The organism is Caballeronia sp. NK8 (genome assembly GCF_018408855.1).
GTDB lineage: Bacteria > Pseudomonadota > Gammaproteobacteria > Burkholderiales > Burkholderiaceae > Caballeronia.
The window spans coordinates 654,212-673,736 of sequence record NZ_AP024325.1 but is presented as its reverse complement, the minus strand read 5'-3'; the positions used below and the strand labels follow the sequence as shown (position 1 = coordinate 673,736).

The following is a 19,525-nucleotide window of genomic DNA, read 5'->3' as shown; positions in this document are numbered from 1 at the left end:
CCATATCGAGTCATTCGCTGGAAAGTCGTGTCGACTCTTTCCGGAGCGTTTCGATATAGGCCAGCGTATTGGCGTGAAGTTAGCTGAGTATTAAATCGTGGAGTTGTCTCTATCCCTCGAGCCGCCTCGATCTCCGCAAGTTCCTTGCCGTCGTGCGATCATGAGTCGGAGACTGATCCAGTCGCGCTAACTTTTTCGTCGATGCCGCTCATGAACGCATCCAGCGCTCTTCTCGTGCTGACCGGTACTTTGCTTACCGCCTGCGGGTATGGCGCAACCTTTCTTCTCTCGATGCATTTCAAGCTCCTCGGCGGAAATGATCTCGATACCGGAGAGGCGCTCGCAGGCGCGATGCTCGGCACCTTTGGCGGCATCTTGCTCGTCGGCTGGCTTGCCCGGCACGTCGGCGCCGCGCGCATGACTGCGCTGTCCGCACTGTTCATCGCGTTGGGGCTGGCGGGTTTCGGGTTCGTCGAGCGCGTGAGCCCGCTGAACGTGCTGCCCGGTTTTTTCATGGGCTTCGGCTGGGGCTCCTTCTATCTGGCCGCGCCGATGGCGCTGGCCGAGCGCACGAGCGATTCCGATCGTGGCCGCTGGTTTCTGCGCCTTGGTACGTTCCAGATGACGGGCATGACCGGCGGACCGGGACTCGCGGCGCTCACGATCCGCTACTGGCACTGGCCCGTCAACAGCGTGCTGTACCTGATCGGCGGCCTCTGCGTGATCGGCGCGCTGATGCTGGAAAGCTTCGGCAGGACTGCGCCGTGCAAGCGACTATCGCCAGTTCAGAAACAAGGGCTGCGCAATGTTCACGCGATATTCCACACGCGCGCAGTCTATCCGATCGTGATGATCGCGCTGGGCGCGTGCGTGTTCTCGGGCCTGATGACCTTCCAGATGTCGCTCATGCAAGGCACGGGCGCGCATGCGGGCACGTTCTTCAGCGTCTACGCCGTGACGGTTGCCGCCACGCGCTGGCTGCTCGGGCAATTCGTGATTCGTGCGCGCCGGGAGGCGGCGACGAAAGTCCTGCTCACGCTCATGGTGCTCGGCATCCTCGCGACGTTCGCGGTGCCCTATCACGTAATGTTTCATTCCGCGAGCGCGGTGTTGCTCGGCACCGGCTTCGGACTCGTCTATCCGGTGATCGAGACGCAGGTGGTCAACGACTCCGATGCAGGCCACCGTCACGCCGCGCTGACATGGTTCGTCGCTTCGTATTTTGTCGGCGTGTTCGGCTTCCCGGCACTCGGCGCCTGGGTGCTGGTCCATATAGGCCCGGGTGCGCTGATGACGCTCATCACCCTGTGCGGCATCACGGCCCTGTTGCTTGCGATCCTGCGTGACCGGCGTGGCATCGACACATTGTCGCGCGCCTGAAATCCCTTTGCGCGATTCAGTTCGGGCCGGCCGCCGCAGCGAGAGCTACCCCTTCCCGCCCACTCATTCTGGCTGAGCCAGCACGGCCCATCTGTATCGCAACGTATCTACCGCACCAGCGGATACGCGCGCTTACACAACGCCTCGTCTTCGACACGTGCGGGATACGACTGCACGCTTCAATACTTCCAATCGCGCGCCGCACTCGAACATCGTCAGTAACAGGACACCGGGGTATTGCAAATGCAAAACGAGGCGAGCAGACCTATCGTTGTAAAGCGCTGAATCGCGCATTTCTCCAAACGCGTCGATAGCATCATCCTCCTCCTCAGGAGTTCTCATGTCAGATAACAAAGCCCTTCCGCAGTCACCATCACGCCGCCGCTTCGTTGGGGCCGCGGCGGCCAGCGTCGCGGCAGCATCGTTGAGTCAGCTCGCTTTTGCCGAAAAGGAATCATCGATTGTTTCGGTGACGAAGGCCGCGAATGGCGACAAGGACGCGATTCGTCCGCTTCACGTGAACGTTCCCGAGGCGCAACTCATCGATTTGCGACGACGAATCAGGGCGACCCGATGGCCGGAACGCGAAACCGTGTCTGACGATTCACAAGGCGTGCCGCTCGCGATGATGCAGGAACTCGCGCGTCACTGGTCGTCGGATTACGACTGGCGCAAGTGCGAGGCGAAACTGAACGGTTATCCGAATTTCATCACCGAAATCGACGGACTCGACATCCACTTCATTCACGTCCGCTCGAAGCATGAGAATGCGATGCCGCTAATCGTTACACATGGATGGCCCGGTTCAGTGATCGAACAATTCAAGATCATCGATCCGCTGATCAATCCGACCGCGCACGGCGCGAGTTCGTCGGATGCTTTTCATCTGGTCATTCCTTCTCTGCCGGGCTATGGATTCTCCGGCAAGCCACTCACTACCGGCTGGGGACCCGAGCGCACCGCACGCGCGTGGGTGACTCTCATGAAACGGCTCGGATACGACAAGTTCGCGGCGCAAGGCGGCGATCTCGGTGGCGTGGTGGCGAACGTAATGGGCAAGCAGAGGCCACCTGAACTGCTCGGCATTCACGTCAACTTCCCGGCGACCGTTCCCGCCGATATCGCCAAAGCGCTGCAAGCCGGCGATGCGCCGTCCGTGGGCCTCGACGATGAAGAGAAGCATGCGTATGACCAGCTCGCCAGCGCCGCGAGGAAACGCCGCGCATACGCGCTGGAAATGGGAACGCGTCCGCAAACGCTGTATGGCATCGCGGATTCGCCCATCGGTCTGGCGGGCTGGCTGCTCGATCACGGTGACGGTTATGTGCAGCCCGCTGCCGCGCTGACTTCGGCAGTGTTCGGGCACACCGTCAACGGAGAATCGTCAGGTGCGATGACGCGCGACGACGTGCTCGACGACATCACGCTCTACTGGCTGACGAACACCGGCGTCTCCTCGGCGCGCTTCTACTGGGAATCGCATTTCAACTTCCTCGCCGCCGCCGATGTGGCGGTTCCCGCCGCGGTGAGCGTATTTCCGCGCGAGAACTATCAGGCGCCGCGAAGCTGGACAGAGCGCGCGTATCACAACCTCATCTGGTACAACCGGCTCGACAGGGGCGGACACTTCGCGGCGTGGGAACAGCCGGACCTGTTTGTCGAGGAAGTGCGCGCTGGATTGAGGTCATTGCGCACATAGCTCGACGGCGCTCGAAGCTGGATACGGAGTCGTCATCAAACATCCGATCGTTCGCATCGTTCTGGCCCATCATGCCCGACGCTCGCTTCGAGCGGCTCGCTTTCATCTACGAGGCGTTCCTCAAATTCGCTTGCTGCGGGAATCACGACTTGCCCTGCGAATGCCGAAACCACTCATCGAATCCGATGCGGCCGATGCGCGCTTCGCCGAGTGGCACGAGCGAATGCTCTCCAACGAGGCCACCAAAGTAGCGCGCCTGCGCGTCACGCACGACTTCTCGCTTGTCGCCCTTCGCTTTCAGATAGCGGCCGACGATTTCGTCAAACGGCGCGCGTTCCGGACCCGCGATTTCAACGATTCCGTTGCACGGGACGGCAAGCGCCACATCGGCGACAAAGGCAGCGACGTCGTCGGACGCAATGGGCTGGAACGGGCCCGGTGATAGCCGCACGGTGTTCCCTTCCGTGCCTGAATCGGCGATACCGCCGAGAAATTCATAGAACTGCGTCGAACGGACGATCGTGAAGGGAACACCAGAAGCCTCGATCAGCTTTTCTTGCGCAACCTTCGCGCGGAAATAGCCGTTTTCGGGCGTCAGGTCGGCCCCGACGATCGACAGTGCGACATGATGCTTGACACCTGCCTCGGCCTCGGCTGGGTGGAGATTCCTGCCGGATTTTTCGAAAAATTCCAGCACTGCGCTGTCGTCGAACGACGGCGAATTCGCGAGGTCGATCACTATCTGCGTGTCCGCGAGGACTTCCTTGAGTCCCTGACCCGTGAGCGTGTTGACGCCGCTGCTCGGTGAGGCAGCGATGACGTCATGGCCAGCCTGACGCAGAATAGGAGCGGTCTTCGAACCGATCAGCCCGGTGCCACCAATGATAACTATCCGCATGATTCACTCTCCATCGTCGATCGTTGGAGGAAAGCTCAAGAGATCCGAACGAAGCGCCAACGCGATGCCGCCTCAGCATCGTGCGCAAAGGACAACGCACCATAAAAACATAGACGCTCTCCAGGAAAATTAAACATAAATTTGAAAGGCATGCGTGATGAATTTGAAATGAAGCACCTGTGTGAGTCGCCATACCATTCCACGATTCATCATTTCATGAGCAACGGCTCAATCGATGGATCAGATGATGGAAGGTATGGCGTGTCCGAAGCTGCCTCGCTCAGCCGCTTTCGACTTCAGCTCTGAATGAATGCCAGCAGGTCTGCGTTGAACCTCTCCTTGTGTGTGTCCGTCAAGCCGTGAGGCGCTCCGGGATAAACGATCAGCTTCGAATTCCTGATCAGCTTCGCGGATGCTCGTCCTGCGGCGTCGATGGGCACGATCTGATCGTCGTCACCGTGAATGATCAGCGTGGGGACATCGATCGTTTTCAGGTCCTCGGTGAAGTCCGTTTCGGAGAACGCCTTGATCGAGTCATAGGTGTTCTTATGCCCGCCCTGCATGCCCTGGGTCCACCACGCATCGATCAGGCCTTGCGAGGGCTTTGCGCCAGGACGATTGAAGCCATAGAACGGGCCGGCAGGCACGTCCTTGTAGAACTGAGATCGATTGGCGAGCTGGGCGGCCCGCAGGCTATCGAACACGTCGATGGGCAGGCCTAGCGGATTCGCGGCGGTCTTGAGCATCAACGGCGGCACGGCCGACACCAGCACCACTCTGGAGACGCGTCGGGAGCCATGTCGTCCGAGATAGCGCGCCACCTCGCCGCCGCCGGTGGAGAAGCCCACGAGGACGACATCGCGCAAATCAAGTGTTTCGAACACGGTCGCGAGGTCGTCGGCATAGGTGTTCATCTCGTTGCCATGCCAGGGCTGACTGGAACGCCCGTGGCCACGACGATCATGCGCGACGGCACGATATCCCGCCGATGCCACGAGCATCATCTGCGATTCCCAGCTGTCCGAACTGAGCGGCCAGCCATGACAGAAGACGACGGGGCGACCGGCACCCCAGTCCTTGTAGTAGAGCCGGGTGCCATCCTTCGTCGTGATATAGCTGCCCGAGGCCTTGTCGGCCGCGCTGCCGGGGGACGGCGTCTTTGCGGACTGCGCTGCCATCGCCGGGCCAGGCAAGGCTGCCGCGACCATCGAGCCGGCCGCGGCAGCGCCGCCGACCAGCATGTTTCGCCGCGACACACGCTGCGGGGTGCTGCGAGGTGAAGACATCGTGAACTTCCTTTCTTGACCGCACTAGGTTTTGTTGTGCGATGCGCTCAACTGTGTGAGCGCATCGCCTGCGATAGACAGGCGAACAATCGCCTATCCGAAAGGATGCTAAGCAACACCTCATCGCCGCACAATTCCGGTCGCGTAACGCACGGTGTTTCCCGTTAGACAACAATCCTATGACGCGCCGCATCTGTTTCTGAAAGTCCGGCGGCGGCGAGCGCTTCGTCTGGAACCTGGTCGCCCCCCAAGGGCGCGCTACAACATGGATGCACCGTGTCGCGGCGCTATCGGGAGTCGGCGTGGCGCTGCTTTGCTCGATGCAGTAGCAGGCTTGGAAGATATGAACGGACAGCGCCAGGTCAGCCACACATGTTCAGCTAGACCGCTGGATTGATTTGCCGCCTCTCTTTATCTACAAGAGATGCTCTGCTTTCCGGTGGCGTCGTCGTTCTTCGCGCGCAAGCGATTTGAGCGCCTTGCGCGCGCTGAGTCCGGACGTTTCCTCTGGCGGATTGAGCCGCATGAGGTCACGACTGGCTACTACGTCGTTCAGTTCGCCGAACTTTTTTTGTAATTGCTTCAGCGCTTTCTCGTGCTTCGTTTGCTTTTTCGGAAGGACTGGCCCGAAGAATTCGAGCATATAGCGCAGTTTCTTACCCGCCTTGCGGACTTCATGGTAGCGCTCATAGTCCGAACGTTTTGCCTTCGTCGCGCGGATCATTCTTTTCTTCAACTGCAAGCGCGCAACGGTCACACGCTTCCTGGCGAACTTCTCGAGCGGCGTGCGTTGCGCTGAAGTATTGAGTTCCTGATTCGCTTCCTTGAGCGCCTCCGTCAAGACCCCTTCGATCCGTGCGTTCGAGATCGTCTCCTTGCTTGAATCGTACGCTTCGCTACGTCTTGCCCAATACACGTCGGCGAGTTCGTCTTCTCCGAGGTCGCGCAGCAGTTCGACAAGAATATCCCAGTCACGCGTGTTGCCTGCGGCAGTTGCGATGAACTTGCAGATAGCCCGTTGCTGATCGTCGAACGCGTCGTCGAGCAGTGGCCGATATGCCCAGAAAAGGCTCCTCAGGCGTCTCATGGCAACGCGAAGCGCATGCATGCCCTCGGCATCCGGATCCGTTTGAAGTTTTGCGGCGTGCGTAAGTGCTTCATGAACAAGTGGAGTGGCGAAAGCCGAAAAGGCCGACTCCGCATTCGCAGGCAAGGCGCCTGACTGGAGGTATTGATTCGTCATGTCATCCTCGAACACTGTCTTGACGAAAGCAACACGTAAGCACGGATCGTTCCCAAATCGGCTGTAACTGCGCCGCATGCCGGCCATTCGTTCGTCGCCCGCGGACAGTCATGACAAGCGCACCGGCGTCATTCGGTCGAATCGGAATCGTCTTCCCGGCCATGAAGGATCGCACTCAATGTGCGCAGGCCCGCACCCAGTTGATCCAGTGTCGGAGCTGCGAGCGCAAGTCTGACGGCATTCGGCGCATGTCCGGACGAGGCAGCGAAGGTCGTCGATGGTGTCAGCGCAATGTCACGTCTTGCCGCGGCGGCGACCAGTGCCTGGGAGCGCCAGTGCGCTGGAAGCGTCAACCAGAGATGGAAGCATTTTCCGTTCGTCTGAATGTCGAAACCCGAAAGATCCGACGGTCGACCGCCAACACGAACTGTCCGACTCCGCCGTCAGAATGTGTCGGGTTATCGCGGCGTTGACCTCGTCAGTGTGCGTCATCGGTCCCATGTGGCCTGCCCCCTTGACTATTGCGAGTCGAGCCGAAGGGAGCATCATCGGCAAGCGCTCAGCTATCGCTCGCGAAGGCAGTGGCGCGTGTTCGCCGCGCATGACCAATACGGGTACGCGCAGGCCAGAGTACGCTCCCGGTGACGTGGGCTCGTCAAGCAGCGCGCGGAAATCGAGCGGCGCCTTCGGCGCCCAGCGAGTAAGCGCAGCCTTTGCCGAAGGCCGAAGCGCCTCCCATGCGCCCCGGCCGCCCCAATAGTCGACAAACGAGCTAGCGGCGCCCCGATAATCGCCGCAGCTCACGCTATCCGCGGTGCGCTTCGAAATCGCGATGATTTCCGCCAGCGCATGCGCTCCGTGAGCACCCATCGTCTTTAGTAGATGAAACGCGGACGGCTCGTAAAGCGACAGGCTCGCGATGCGCTCCGGCCGTACCACTGCCGCTCGTAGCGCCACGCCGCCGCCGTACGAATGCCCGACGAGATGCACCTTGCCGCTCGTGGCATCGATGATGTCGATGGTCCTCTCGGCCTCGTCGGCGAGTGTGAACGCATGCTCGCCGCTCCACGGCCCCGTGCCCTCGCAGCCGTAGTGCTCAGGCGCGACGAACGCCACGCAGGCGGGGAGCGTTTCGCACAACTTGCGCCATTGCGCCGCGCCTGAGCCGGAACAATGCAGGGCGATTACCGTCGACCGAGCCGAAACGTGCTCGAATGGGATAAGGCTATTCATACTTTTGATTCACCTACGAAGTTGAGAACATGCAGATCGACGCTTGCTTCACCGGTGGCTATGGAAGACCTCGAACGAAAGCACAGATAGACGAACATCATGCGTGTCCTCCGAGGGTCGACAACGCGAATCGAAATGCGAAGAAGCACACGGACGACAGCAAAGGCAGAGTAAAAAGCACCGAGCCGTAACGAAGCGCCGCAAAGCAGACCAGAGACCGCAGGCGCAACCCGACATTCAACGCTGCGCCGACCATAGGTTCGAATCGGATCATTTTCGTTCCACCACGACTTCAAGATACTCACTGGGCAATACGAGCGTTCGATCACCGGAGCGATTGCAGTCCTCGATGAGCGCCATCAGATCACCTAGAAACGCGGCCTGCCGGTCGCCTTCGAGCGCGGCGAACGCCTTGTTCATCGGGCCGTAGTAAGTGCGGAATACTTCGACGAAATGCGAGGGAGAGCGGTAGCGAAAGACGAACTCGCGGCTCGTCGCCTCGATGCGCGTGGCGTGGCTGCGCAGCAGTTCGTCGAGGCGCGCCTGAGTGCCCCACAGCGCGGGCGACTTTACGCCGGCAGGGGGCGGGATGTATTTGCCAATCGTCTTGAACACCTGTCCGATGAAACTGTCCGGCGTCCAGTTCGCGAGTCCGATCTTTCCGCCCGGCCTGCACACGCGCACGAGTTCGTTCGCCGCCTGCTCCTGATTGGGAGTGAACATCACGCCGAAGGTCGACATCACGACGTCGAACGAAGCGTCCGCAAAAGGCAGTGCTTCGGCGTCTGCTTCCTGAAACTGCACGGCAAGCCCTTCGGCATTGGCGCGAGCACGGCCGGCGTCGAGGAGCGTGGGAACATAGTCGGTCGAGGTAACCTCGCAAAAGCGGCGCGCGGCCGCGAGCGTCGCATTGCCGTTGCCCGCTGCGACGTCGAGAACACGACTGCCGGAGCGCAGATCGAGCGCCTCGCAAAGGTTTTCTCCGACGATCTGCAGCGTGGTGCCCACGACGGCATAGTTGCCCGTCGACCAGGCGGCTTGCTGGCGCACCTTCACGGCGGCGAGATCGGCGGCGGGCGAGACAGCGGTATCGACTGCGGACATAACATGGCTCCTGTAGAAAAGGTGACAGCGTGATGAGCACGCCAGTTAGTACTACTTTTTTAGAATGCGACCAAAACAGATTGGATGAAACACGCCGACGCGACGAACCGGCGTGCCGACAACGCGGCGAGAATTATTCCGCGACGCTCAAACCCGTGCCGCCCATGCCCTTCGGCAAGTCCTTCATCTTGGGTAGACCATCCTTCATTGGCAGCGTCGATTCTGCGTAATGGACGTGCACGCACGGTTCATACGGAAAGTCGGCGATGACGGCGGCGTAGACATCGATCAGTCCCAGTCCCGGATGCTCGGTGAAGACGTGGCCGCCGCAGGCTTTGCACCATTTTCGATAGCTGTGGTCAGTGTTGTTGTATGTCCCGATGGCGTCGCCGCCATGCGTGACATTCAATGCTTCGGGTTTCCAGAGCGTGAAAGCGTTGACTGGCCCGGCGGACCAGCGCCGGCAGGATTCGCAATGGCAATACCCCATGCCTTCCGGCTTGCCGCTCACAGTGAAGCGCACGACACCGCAGAAGCACTGGCCGTGGTAAGTAGCTGCATCATTCATCGAAGCCCCCGTTGATGTGGGTTGGCGATTGGCCCAACTGCGCTTAACCTTGCGTCAATGACGTTTCGCGTGAATGCAAGTATCGGCGCGGGAAGCGATTCTTTGAATGATCGAGCGTCCAGATGTTTTGCGCGGGACGCCGGAACTTGGACCTGTCATGGATGCGCTTTCGGACGTGCTTCGTCTCTTGCGGCTCAGCGGCGCGGTGTATCTCAACGTCGATTTCACCGCGCCCTGGTGCGTGGTCGGTCACGTTTCGCCGTCGTTGTGCGCCACGTTCCTGCCGCGCGCCGAGCGCGTCGTGTCGTATCACTTGATCGTGGAAGGGGGCTGCTGGGCGGCGCTGACCGATGATCCGGCCTCAGCCGTTCGCATCGAAGCGGGCGAATTGCTCGTCGTGCCGCATGGCGAGGCGCATCTGATGGGCAGCTCGCTCGAACTTGTGCCGACACCAGCAGAGGAATTGGTGTCGCGATATCTGGCAACCTCGCCCGGCGAAGTCATGCGCCTGAGCATCGGCGCCGATGGCTCGGGTCCGAAATCCGGCCGCACGCGCATCATCTGCGGCTTTCTTGCTTGCGACGATACGCTTGCCGATCCGGTGCTGTCGTCTCTGCCGCGCCTTTTCAAGGTAGATATGCGGAACGATCCACAATCAGCATGGCTCGAGTCATCGCTGAGATTCGCGGTGGCCGAAGCGGCCGAGTGGCGGCCCGGCAGCACCACCGTGCTCGCCCGACTTTCGGAACTGCTCTTCGTCGAGGCGGTGCGGCGGTGCATCGGTTCGTTGTCCGCCGATCGCCGCGGCTGGCTCGCAGGCGTCGGCGACCGGTTCGTCGGCAAGGCGCTCGCATTTCTGCATGCACAGCCCGCGCATGACTGGACCGTCGACGAACTCGCGCGTCGTGTCGGTCTTTCGCGCTCCGCGCTCGCGCAGCGCTTCACGCAGTTGCTTGGTCAGGCGCCGATGCAATACCTCGCAGGCTGGCGTCTGCAGATCGCAGCACAGGAACTGCTGACCGGGCCGCGCTCAATCGGGGTAGTCGCCGAGCGCGTGGGGTACGACTCGGAGGCGGCGTTCAATCGAGCATTCAAGCGTCAATTCGGTACGCCTCCTGCAAGCTGGCGACGTAGTCAAGGAAAGGTAGTGAACGGGAATATCTCGACCGATGAGATAGCCGGAGCCGCGGATGTGGAAGTAACGCGGAAACCGGCTTCGTTGAACACGCCACGGAGTGCCAGGCGTATGGAGCGATTGAGCGATGCCACGTCATCTGCAACCCTGAAACAGGGGACTTGATCCATCGTCATCGCAGTAGCCTCGCAAGCCCCTGGCGCGAATGACGCATCACTGGCCACCGCCGTCTCCCTTGCCGTGATCGTCGTGATCCCCGTCGTGGCCGTGACCGTCGTGGGCGAAACGGCACACCCTGTCATCGCGTCCGTCCGCGCCTGGCAGGCGTTGCGCGACATAACCAGGCAGATCGGCGGGATCGATCGCGAAGACGAAGAACCGGTTCGGGTTGTCGATGCCATTCGGGTGATTCGTGTCCGTCACGGTGCCTAGAAAATCGTTGTCGTTCGCGATGAACAACGTGTGCTTCAGCTTCCCGCCGATGCGCACGTCCGGCCCGAATGCGAGGCTCTCGATCTTCGCGGGGATATCGGCGGGCTTGAAGTACACCGACAACGCCTTGACGACATCGAGGAACAACGTCTTCTCGATCGCATATGGCTTGAGGCCGGCTTCGCCGCTCGCCTGGCTCACGTCCTGCGCACCGGCGAGATCGACGTGGAATACCCGCTTGAACACAGCCGCCGAATCGTCGCCGAGACCCTTGCCGTCGCGCTCGTCGACCAGCAGCTCGTGATCGCTCACTGCGACGATGTCGCTGATCGTCGGATAGTTCGGCTTCGCATCGGTGCCGAGGTTGGTCAGCGGATAGGCAAATTGCGCCGTCTTACCCGTGCGCAGGTCGATGCGAAGGATGCGCGTGTAGGCGCCGTTCGTGCCGCCGTCCTGGATCAGCGGGCTTTGCATCGCGCCGAAAAGCGTGTCGCCGTCCGGCGAAATCGCGAGGCCCTCCATGCCCTTGTTCGCGACGCGGCCGGATGTGTTCTCGCTAATTTCATCGTTACCGACGGGCGCGAGTTTCGTCACCGCGAACGACGCCGGCACGCGATATGCCGCGACGCGCTCGCCCGTGCGCCGGTCGAAGCGATAGAGGTACGGCCCGTACTCGTCGGAAATGAAGACGCTCGCGCCGTCGCGCGCCACGCGGATGCTCTCCGGATCGAAGCGCGCGTCGAGCGGAAAGGTCGACGAACGCGTCGGCGTGAAGTTATCCGAACGGCCCGTGAAATAGTGCGTGTGATCCTTCTCGTTGAGCGCCGGCGCGCCGTCGGGAACGCCGTACGCCGCGCCGTCGCCGTAGACGAGCGGCTCGCGCGCATGCAGCAACGTCGTCTGGACCAGCTTCGGGTTCAGTGCGTAGGGCAGCGCATCGCCTTTGCCTCCGGCTTCCAAACGCAGGATCAGCGTCTGGAAGCGATTGATGTAAGACGCGGTGTCGTCGATGGCCTTGTTGTACGAGATTGCGTTCGGGCCGCGGTCGGGTGTGGCGAGAAACGTGTCGCAGCCCGCATACGCGAGACCGGAGCCGAGGCCGCCGAGCAGATTGCCCGGCGCCCCGTTTTCGAGCGGCGCCGCCGTCGCTTTCGAGCGATCGGCGACGAGTCCGCTCAACTCGCCGATCGCGATGAGATCGACGCGCGCCCACGCGGACGAACACGCGACGACCGACGCGGACAGCGCAAGCGACAGGGCACAGACACGGGCTCGAATCATGAACGTCTCCTTTCAATGAATGAGGCGATGCATTTGCAGCCGGCGAGCCTAACGGCCGAGTTCCTTGAGATAAGCCGTGCGCGCCGCGAAGCCGGTATTGGCGAAATCGGTGAACACGCCATCGACGCCGAGCCGGAAGAACTTCAGATACTCGGCGTTCGGGTCGCTGCTGTAATCCGCTGCGAGATACTTCTTCTCGTTGCGGAACGTGAAAACGTGCACGAAGAGCCCGGCCTTGTGTGCATCGCTGACGACGCTCGTTGGAGCTTGCGTTGTCGCCTGCGCGGTAGAGCCGGTGAATGGCGTGCCGTCGGGATTGGTCGCGGGGAACGGCGTGATCTTGAGCGGCACGATCTGCGGCTTCCACGGCCCGATCCCGTCTGCGTACGTCTTGATCTGCGCGAGGCCCGCGGGTTTGAGCATCGCGTCGAACCAGCGCGGATCGCCGGCGACGGTCCAGTCGAAAGGACGGCTGTCGGTGATTTCGTTGTAGATGACCGCGCCTGTGCGGTAATCGACGTCGTAGCCGTCGATCAGTTGCACGACCTTCGTGTTCAGGCCGTGCGCGCGCATGTATTGGAGGCTGCCCGGCTCGAAGCTCTGCACGAACACCGGTGCGTTGCGGCTGTTCAGGCCGTTGTCGTTGAGAATCTTGATGAGCGCGTCTTCGAGCGGATGACTGCCCGCCGCGCCGCAGCTGTTCGCGATCGCCTGCGCGTTATTCCAGGTCGGGTTCTTCGTCTCGGGATAGACGGCGATCGAACGGCCCGTGGCCGCGCTCTTCGCCTTCGCGATATCGATGATCTGCTGGAATGTGAGAATTGGATACTTGCCGTTGAACTCGGTGGGCCGTTCGGCCGCAGCGTCGTAGGTCGTGCCCCCGAGCAGCGTGCCGAGTTCGGCTGCGGTGAAGTCCGTGATCGACCAGTCGCCCGTGTGATCCTCGCCATCGACGATCAAGGACTTCAGCACCGACTTCGAATCGTTTGGATTCGTTAGATCGGTCAAATACTGCGATGGGCCGGTCTCAGGCGTGGTCGTCCACTTCACGTTCACCAGCACCCCGGGCACCGTGCGCTTTCTCGTCGCGACTGAGGCGCTGGTCTTTGCGACATCGGCGATGTTGGTGTTATCCGAAAGCCACGGATTGTGCCGCGCCACGAGCACGCAATCCTTCGACAAATGCAGGTCTTCTTCGAGCGCGTCCGCGCCGCTGTCGGCGGCAAGTTCATAGGACGGTTGCGTTTCCTCGGGACGCAGACCAGGCAATCCGCGGTGGCCGATCACGAGCGGTTGCTGGCCGTCCAGCGTGGAGAACGCGGTGGGCGTGGCGGTCGCGGGAGGCGTGGATGTCGTGGTGCTGCTGTCGTTGCCGTCGCCTTGGCAGGCAGCGAGCCCGAAGGATAAGACGAGTGCGGCGCGTGCCGCGATCGAGTACTTGCGATGCTGTCGTGCACGCTTCATCTGGCTTCCCGTTCTATTCGAATTGTCCCCGCGCATTATTACGATTCGCGAGTGACGTTTGTATGACCCTGAGCAGATGGACATCAACGCCTGGCGGAACAATACGCAGCCGTGGCCTCCGTCAACGCGATGCGTTGCAATTCCTCCGGCGATGCCAGATGCGCGGCGATGATCTCGCGGTTATCGAGCTGCAACTCGGGCATGGAATCGAGATGCAGTTCGAAGAAATGCACGGTGTCTCTTCGGCCGTCCCAGATGCCGCTGGCACTGCCCGCAGGGACCAACGTATGCACCGAGAACCCGATCTCCTCCTCCATCTCGCGCAGCGCCGCTTCATGAGGCGTCTCACCCGCGTGGACGCTGCCGCCGGGCAGATTCCATTCGGACCGGTACGACGACTTCAGCAGCAACAGCGCCTGCCCGACGTAAATTGCGACGAGCGCGCCTTCATGACGAGGTCGTCGAAAAGTCCACCACACGCGAGCGAGCGGAAATGCGAGGCGAAGCATCGCACGCCAGACACGATCGACAAGCCGGGGCCGTCGCGCTTGCTCGATGTTCGGCATGAGCGCCCTCCTTTCGTTTATCGGTGTCACGAATCATACCGACGCGGCCTGAACGACATCCCTGCGCAGCCGGAACAGTGCGAGGTTCGCTGCCGGAAAGGCGTCAGGGAAAACTTTCCGCGCGTAGTTCGCTCGCCCGCCTGTCATGGCGTGGTCATACGACTCGCCATAATGTCTCCCTGACGGAGCGCATCTCATCCCCATCAGGAAACATACGTCCATGGTCACGAAGAACCAGCAGGACGGCGCATCGATTGCATCGCGCCGCGGATTTCTGAAGCTCGCGGGTGCATCGGGACTCGCGACCGCCGCGAATGTGGTGACCGGTCCTGCGTTCGCTCAGGCGTCGCATCCGGATGGCACGCCCGAGCAGATTCATCTGACGTGGGGCGAAGATCCGACGAGCGAGGTGATCGTGAGCTGGGGATCGCTTGCGCAGGCGGTCCAGCCACGCGTGCGGATCAGCACGCACGACGGCCACGCACACGTCATCCACGCCGTGCAGCGGACCTACACCGATGGTCTGAACGGCGAAACCGTCTTCACGTATCACGCGCGGCTGCATGAGCTTCGCCCGCACACGACGTATCAATACGAAGTCACCGCCGACAACGACAGCAAGGCCGCACAACCCTTCACCGCCAGCTTCACGACCGCACCTCGCGGACGCCGCAAGTTCCGCTTCACGAGCTACGGAGATCTGGCAACGCCGAACACGAACTGGGTTTTGTCCTCGCCTCAAAGCCGTTTCGCCGTGCAGGCCGTCGAGCGCTTCGAGCCGCTGTTCCATTTGCTCAACGGCGACCTCTGCTATGCCAACCTGAATCCGGCGCAACAGCCCGAAGTCTGGCGCGACTTCGGCAACAACGCCCAGACATCGGCGGCGAACCGGCCGTGGATGCCTTGCCCCGGCAATCACGAAATCGAGTTCAACAACGGCCAGCAGGGCTTCGCGTCGTATCTGACGCGCTACACGCTGCCCGACAACGGCACGCATTTTCCGGGGCGCTGGTACAGCTTTCGCGTGAGCTCGGTGCTGTTCATCTCGCTCGATGCCGACGACGTCGTCTATCAAGACGGCGCCGCATTCGTCGCCGGGCCGGCGCCGCTCGTGCCTGCCGCGAGCACGGGCAATGCCGCCATCGCGCCGGGCACGTCCTTCTATGTGCGCGGATACAGCAATGGCGAACAAACGCGCTGGCTCGAACGAACCTTGCGCGATGCATCGCATGATGACGACATCGACTGGATCGTGGTGCAGATGCACCAGGATGCGCTCAGTTCATCGAAGACGGGCAATGGTTCGGACAAGGGCATCCGCGAAGCGTGGCTGCCGCTCTTCGATCGCTATGGCGTGGATCTCGTGCTGTGCGGTCACGATCACGATTACGAGCGCAGTCATCCGGTGCGCGGCTGCAATCATCTGGCAGGCCGCGATGCGACGACAGGCGAACGCGTCGACACCTTGCAGCCTCGTCCCGTCGAAACATCGCAACGCGCGAACGATCCCATCGACACGACGCACGGCACCATCCACTTGATTCTCGGCGGTGGCGGCACGAGCGCGCCGCTCGATGTCTATGGCACCGATCCGGGCAACGGCTTGCCGCAGGCGCAGGTGTTCACGAAGCCGAATCGCCCGGTGCCGGGCACGACGGCGGGCACGTTCGTTCGCCCGGTCGCCGATGCGGTCGAAGACGCGATCTGGTCCGCGCAGCGCGACACGGGCACGGGATACGGCATCGCCGTGTTCGACGTCAATCCCGGCGAGCGCGGCGGCAAGGCATCGATCACGATGAGCTATTACCACGCGCCCGGCGCCGACAAGACGCCGACCGCCGAATACGAACTCTTTGAGAAAGTCGTCTTCGAGAAGCAGTGCCGTCGATAGTCGGCACATCGGGCGCGAACTTCAGCATTGCAATCGGTCGGGGTGAAGGCTGAATCGGCGCCTGTTCGGACCATGGCTTTCGAGTCCGGCGCATTACACTGATTTCCGTGATGCAGACTATCGCATCACACGGACACAGACCGACTCGCTGAGCAAACCGGCTTACCTAAACTTGCACCGGATGCAGCACGCGTCGAGTGGACGTGTTTTCCTGAAGCTCGCAATATCCGCAAGCCCCGGTGAAGGTTCTACCGGGGCTTCGGCTTTTTGCACCTGTCTTTTACGAGGGCCGATGCACGCTCATTGCTCGATCGAAACTCGCCTATGCTTTCCGTTAGCTCGCGCGGCATGCACGCGCGGCGTCGAGAACATCGCCCTATCAAGGCTGCCACGAAAAACACGGGAGACTCGCACCATGAGCGCGCTCATCGAAAAGCTCAAGCACGAAATGATCAAGGCGCTGCCGCCGACGATCTTCTTTTTCATCATTCTCCACATCGTCGCGATCATCCGCGCGCTGATGGTCCGTGGCACCGGCATTTCGCTTCCTTCGTCTGCGTCGGTGCTGATCGCATCGCTCATTCTCGGCAAGTCGGTGCTGGTCGCCGACATGCTCCCGTTCATCAACCGCTTCCCCGACAAACCGTTGATCTGGAACGTCGCATGGAAGACGCTGATGTACGCGCTCGTCGCGCTGCTCGTGCACTATCTCGAACGTCTCTATGACTTCTGGAAGGAAGCGCCCAGTCTGATCGCCGCGAATCATCAACTCTGGAGCGAAATCAACTGGCCGCATTTCTGGGCGGTCCAGATTCTGCTCGTCACCCTGATCTTCAATTATTGCGTGATCGCCGAACTCTCCCGCGTCATCGGGCGCGGAAAACTCAAGGCAATATTTTTCGGCCCCATTCCGCCTCCGGGTAATTAATGCCTGGCGCAGTGAGACATCGCGACAAGAGAAATAATCTTCAAACGCGTGGTTGCGTTCGGGGCCAACCTTAATATATTTACGTATACAAATTTATTCGAGAGAACGAGATCCGTTTCGCGTGAAGAAGAAATGCGGATCCGCTTTGTTTCGAATACCGAAATTTTCTCCATGTCTCTGACAGCGGAGGCATGAGATCCGGGTTGCCGTTTCAATTTCGTCGCATCGCGAGGCGAAAATGGCCGATCTGTTGCATTTTCCGAGAACTGCACAGCACCTGAGGCCGCGCAGCGAAGCCCTGGCGCTCGAACAGCGCATTTTGTTCGATGGCGCCGCCGCGTCCGCGGCCGATCATCAGCATCACTCCGACCCCGCGCATGCCGCGGCCACGAGCGAGCCTGCCGCCGCGCCGGAGGTGCGCCCGAGCACGACCGCGCCGCCCGCACCCGTGGCGGCGCCCCCTGCCGCGCCAGCCGTCACACCCCGCAACCTCGTGGTGGTCGACAGCCGTGTCGAAAACGGCGGCGAACTGCTCGCCCAAGCGCCGGCCGGAACGCAGGTGCTCGTCGTGCAACCCGGACAGGACGCCGTTGGCGCGATCTCGGCTGCCTTGGCCGGCATGGGCCACGCGGATTCGGTGCAGATCTTCTCGCACGGCGCGGCAGGCCAGTTCACGCTCGGCAATCAGACCTTCACGAGCACGACACTCGTACAGATGGCCGACGCGCTCGGCACATGGCGCAGCCATCTGAACCGCGACGCGGACATCGAGCTGTACGGATGCGACATCGGCGCGGGCGATGCGGGGAAGGCACTCGTGCAGACGCTCGCAAGCGCAACGGGCACGACCGTCGGCGCATCCGACGACGCAACCGGCAGCGCCACGCTCGGCGGCGACTGGACGCTCGAAGTGACGAGCGGCACGCTCGACAAGCCGATCGCGCTCTCCGCCTACGCGCTCGCGCACTATGACCACCTGCTCGCCGACGCAAGCCCGACGGTCACGCTCGCGACCACCACGCAGGACGTCCTGCTCGGCAATCAGTTCTCCTTCGGTGTCTCGTTCACGAACACCTCGACCCAGGTCGGATTCGGCCCTTATGTCGATCTCCTGATGCCCTCCACGGGCCGCGACGGCAACGATGGCGTCACGTTCGTCTCCGCGAGCTATCTCGGCCAGGCGGTCACGGCCTTCACCATCACGTTCGATGCCAACGTCACGCGGTGCATCCGCTCGCGAAAGACGCGAGCGGCAACGCGCTCGTCGTCAACGCCGCCACCTACGGTCTGCGCCCCGGCGACGAACTCGTCGTGCTCGAACTGCCGTTCGCGAGTGTCGCGCAGGGACAGCCCGCCATCACCGTGCAGGTCAACGCGCAGTTGAGCAATCTCGCCGACACGGCGTTCTCCAACAGCAGCCCCGACCTGACGATCGGCGCGCGCGGCGCATTCCAGTTCGGCAACGACTCGCTCGACAATCCCACGGCGGACCCGACGATCATCGAAACCGCGCTGCGGGACTTCACCGTGCATCCGACGGTCGTGTCGCTGAAGCAGACCGTCAATACGCCCGAAGGCGAGACCGCCACCGGCCCCAACTTCGTGCGCACGGAAACCGTCACCGCGACCGCCGCCACCGGGCAGACGCTCACCGATGTGATCATCAATCAGGACGTCCCCGCAAACGTTCAAATCACCGCGATCACGCCGGGCGCGGGCGGCACGATCACGTCGCTCACGTTGCAGGACGGGTCGGTGCTGACCAACGCCGCGCTCATCAGTGCCGCGATCAGCAGCGACACCGTGTTCATCCGTTCGTACTCGGTGGAATACGCAAGTCTCAGCGGTTCGGTCGATACCGTGGTCAGCTTTTACGTGCCGCAAACGGATGCGTCCGGCGCAAGCGTGATCAATCCGACCACGGGCGCGCCGGTGAGCATCGCGTTCGGCACGGCATCGGGAAGCGGCCAGTGGGTGCCGCTCGATCCGCGCGATCTCACGCCGCCGAATACGAGTATCGCCTTCACCGGCAAAGCCGATGGCACCGGCACGACCTTCATCGCAAAGGCCGCGACGCTGGAAAAGCAGGTCAGCGAGCAAACCGACACCGGCACGGCGGGCGTCACGCCCGGCGACACGCTCGCCTATGCCCTCAATGTTGCGTTGTCCGACTACTTCGCAATCGGCAAGACGCAGCTCGGCGCGGGACAGTTCATCGTGACGGACCAGCTTGGCGACGGCCAGACGCTCACCGGCACACCGACGCTCACCTACACGCAGGACGGCGTCACGCACACCATCGCGCTCGTCTCGACGCGCACCGTCAACGCGAACGGCACGACCACCCTTGCCTTCGACATCGGCGCGTCGATCGCGACGGCGCGCGCGCTGCAGCCCGGCGCGCTGGCGGGCGACAT

15 protein-coding genes and 1 pseudogene are annotated in these 19,525 nt (G+C 61.8%); 6 read left to right on the top strand and 10 right to left on the bottom strand.

Features of this window, described 5'->3' with window-relative positions:
- Nucleotides 1-210: 210 nt before the first annotated feature.
- Both NK8_RS28470 and NK8_RS28465 read left to right on the top strand, forming a co-directional pair.
- Nucleotides 211-1,380: an MFS transporter gene (locus NK8_RS28470; protein WP_213233091.1), complete on the top strand. Its 1,170-nt coding sequence runs from the start codon at nt 211-213 to the stop codon at nt 1,378-1,380.
- Between the two features lie 340 nt (nt 1,381-1,720).
- Nucleotides 1,721-3,079, top strand: coding sequence for an epoxide hydrolase family protein (locus NK8_RS28465; protein ID WP_213233090.1), 1,359 nt, complete (start codon nt 1,721-1,723; stop codon nt 3,077-3,079).
- 142 nt (nt 3,080-3,221) lie between these two features.
- Here NK8_RS28465 and NK8_RS28460 read toward each other — a convergent pair whose 3' ends face one another.
- The 7 genes and pseudogenes from NK8_RS28460 to NK8_RS28435 form a co-directional block, all read right to left on the bottom strand.
- Nucleotides 3,222-3,977, bottom strand: coding sequence for an SDR family oxidoreductase (locus NK8_RS28460; protein WP_213233089.1), 756 nt, complete (start codon nt 3,975-3,977; stop codon nt 3,222-3,224).
- Between the two features lie 296 nt (nt 3,978-4,273).
- The gene (locus NK8_RS28455) at nt 4,274-5,218 is read right to left on the bottom strand and encodes an alpha/beta fold hydrolase (RefSeq protein ID WP_225936518.1); all 945 of its coding nucleotides are present in this window, start codon (nt 5,216-5,218) and stop codon (nt 4,274-4,276) included.
- A gap of 460 nt (nt 5,219-5,678) precedes the next feature.
- Complete coding sequence (locus NK8_RS28450; protein WP_213233087.1) at nt 5,679-6,506, bottom strand: CHAD domain-containing protein; 828 nt, start codon at nt 6,504-6,506, stop codon at nt 5,679-5,681.
- A 128-nt stretch (nt 6,507-6,634) separates the two neighbouring features.
- Nucleotides 6,635-6,907, bottom strand: a pseudogene (locus NK8_RS42950) (PLP-dependent aminotransferase family protein); the annotation flags it as partial.
- Nucleotides 6,801-7,739 carry an alpha/beta fold hydrolase gene (locus NK8_RS28445; RefSeq protein ID WP_213233086.1) on the bottom strand — a complete coding sequence of 313 codons (939 nt, stop codon included), beginning with the start codon at nt 7,737-7,739 and terminating at the stop codon, nt 6,801-6,803. The gene NK8_RS28445 and the pseudogene NK8_RS42950, both read right to left, overlap by 107 nt.
- Nucleotides 7,740-8,009: 270 nt before the next feature.
- Nucleotides 8,010-8,843, bottom strand: a complete 834-nt coding sequence (locus NK8_RS28440; protein WP_213233085.1) for a class I SAM-dependent methyltransferase — start codon at nt 8,841-8,843, stop codon at nt 8,010-8,012.
- A gap of 133 nt (nt 8,844-8,976) precedes the next feature.
- Nucleotides 8,977-9,411, bottom strand: coding sequence for a GFA family protein (locus NK8_RS28435; protein WP_213233084.1), 435 nt, complete (start codon nt 9,409-9,411; stop codon nt 8,977-8,979).
- 157 nt (nt 9,412-9,568) lie between these two features.
- Here NK8_RS28435 and NK8_RS28430 point away from each other — a divergent pair, with 157 nt between their 5' ends.
- On the top strand, nt 9,569-10,711 hold the full coding sequence (locus NK8_RS28430) for an AraC family transcriptional regulator (protein ID WP_213233083.1): 1,143 nt from the start codon (nt 9,569-9,571) through the stop codon (nt 10,709-10,711).
- 48 nt (nt 10,712-10,759) lie between these two features.
- Here NK8_RS28430 and NK8_RS28425 read toward each other — a convergent pair whose 3' ends face one another.
- From NK8_RS28425 to NK8_RS28415, 3 genes are all read right to left on the bottom strand, one after another.
- Entirely contained in the window at nt 10,760-12,259 is a 1,500-nt protein-coding gene (locus tag NK8_RS28425; protein ID WP_213233082.1) for an esterase-like activity of phytase family protein, read from the bottom strand.
- A 48-nt stretch (nt 12,260-12,307) separates the two neighbouring features.
- Nucleotides 12,308-13,723 (bottom strand): glycerophosphodiester phosphodiesterase family protein, encoded by a 1,416-nt coding sequence (locus NK8_RS28420; protein ID WP_213233081.1) that lies wholly within the window; start codon nt 13,721-13,723, stop codon nt 12,308-12,310.
- Between the two features lie 83 nt (nt 13,724-13,806).
- Nucleotides 13,807-14,289 (bottom strand): NUDIX domain-containing protein, encoded by a 483-nt coding sequence (locus NK8_RS28415; RefSeq protein WP_213233080.1) that lies wholly within the window; start codon nt 14,287-14,289, stop codon nt 13,807-13,809.
- A gap of 220 nt (nt 14,290-14,509) precedes the next feature.
- On the opposite strand from NK8_RS28415, the gene NK8_RS28410 reads away from it, so the two are divergent.
- The 3 genes from NK8_RS28410 (at nt 14,510) to NK8_RS43735 (ending at nt 18,492) form a co-directional block, all read left to right on the top strand.
- Nucleotides 14,510-16,180, top strand: coding sequence for a metallophosphoesterase family protein (locus tag NK8_RS28410; RefSeq protein WP_213233079.1), 1,671 nt, complete (start codon nt 14,510-14,512; stop codon nt 16,178-16,180).
- Nucleotides 16,181-16,595: 415 nt separating this feature from the next.
- Nucleotides 16,596-17,108, top strand: a complete 513-nt coding sequence (locus tag NK8_RS28405; RefSeq protein ID WP_162069782.1) for a hypothetical protein — start codon at nt 16,596-16,598, stop codon at nt 17,106-17,108.
- Between the two features lie 238 nt (nt 17,109-17,346).
- Nucleotides 17,347-18,492: a DUF4347 domain-containing protein gene (locus tag NK8_RS43735; protein WP_367657811.1), complete on the top strand. Its 1,146-nt coding sequence runs from the start codon at nt 17,347-17,349 to the stop codon at nt 18,490-18,492.
- Nucleotides 18,493-19,525: the final 1,033 nt, after the last annotated feature.

Bases quoted from the DNA above. Each gene is read 5' to 3' on its own strand.
- NK8_RS28470 (WP_213233091.1), top strand. From the start codon at position 211: ATGAACGCATCCAGCGCTCTTCTCGTGCTGACCGGTACTTTGCTTACC.
- NK8_RS28465 (WP_213233090.1), top strand. From the start codon at position 1,721: ATGTCAGATAACAAAGCCCTTCCGCAGTCACCATCACGCCGCCGCTTC.
- NK8_RS28460 (WP_213233089.1), bottom strand. From the start codon at position 3,977: ATGCGGATAGTTATCATTGGTGGCACCGGGCTGATCGGTTCGAAGACC.
- NK8_RS28455 (WP_225936518.1), bottom strand. From the start codon at position 5,218: ATGCTGGTCGGCGGCGCTGCCGCGGCCGGCTCGATGGTCGCGGCAGCC.
- NK8_RS28450 (WP_213233087.1), bottom strand. From the start codon at position 6,506: ATGACGAATCAATACCTCCAGTCAGGCGCCTTGCCTGCGAATGCGGAG.
- NK8_RS28445 (WP_213233086.1), bottom strand. From the start codon at position 7,739: ATGAATAGCCTTATCCCATTCGAGCACGTTTCGGCTCGGTCGACGGTA.
- NK8_RS28440 (WP_213233085.1), bottom strand. From the start codon at position 8,843: ATGTCCGCAGTCGATACCGCTGTCTCGCCCGCCGCCGATCTCGCCGCC.
- NK8_RS28435 (WP_213233084.1), bottom strand. From the start codon at position 9,411: ATGAATGATGCAGCTACTTACCACGGCCAGTGCTTCTGCGGTGTCGTG.
- NK8_RS28430 (WP_213233083.1), top strand. From the start codon at position 9,569: ATGGATGCGCTTTCGGACGTGCTTCGTCTCTTGCGGCTCAGCGGCGCG.
- NK8_RS28425 (WP_213233082.1), bottom strand. From the start codon at position 12,259: ATGATTCGAGCCCGTGTCTGTGCCCTGTCGCTTGCGCTGTCCGCGTCG.
- NK8_RS28420 (WP_213233081.1), bottom strand. From the start codon at position 13,723: ATGAAGCGTGCACGACAGCATCGCAAGTACTCGATCGCGGCACGCGCC.
- NK8_RS28415 (WP_213233080.1), bottom strand. From the start codon at position 14,289: ATGCCGAACATCGAGCAAGCGCGACGGCCCCGGCTTGTCGATCGTGTC.
- NK8_RS28410 (WP_213233079.1), top strand. From the start codon at position 14,510: ATGGTCACGAAGAACCAGCAGGACGGCGCATCGATTGCATCGCGCCGC.
- NK8_RS28405 (WP_162069782.1), top strand. From the start codon at position 16,596: ATGAGCGCGCTCATCGAAAAGCTCAAGCACGAAATGATCAAGGCGCTG.
- NK8_RS43735 (WP_367657811.1), top strand. From the start codon at position 17,347: ATGGCCGATCTGTTGCATTTTCCGAGAACTGCACAGCACCTGAGGCCG.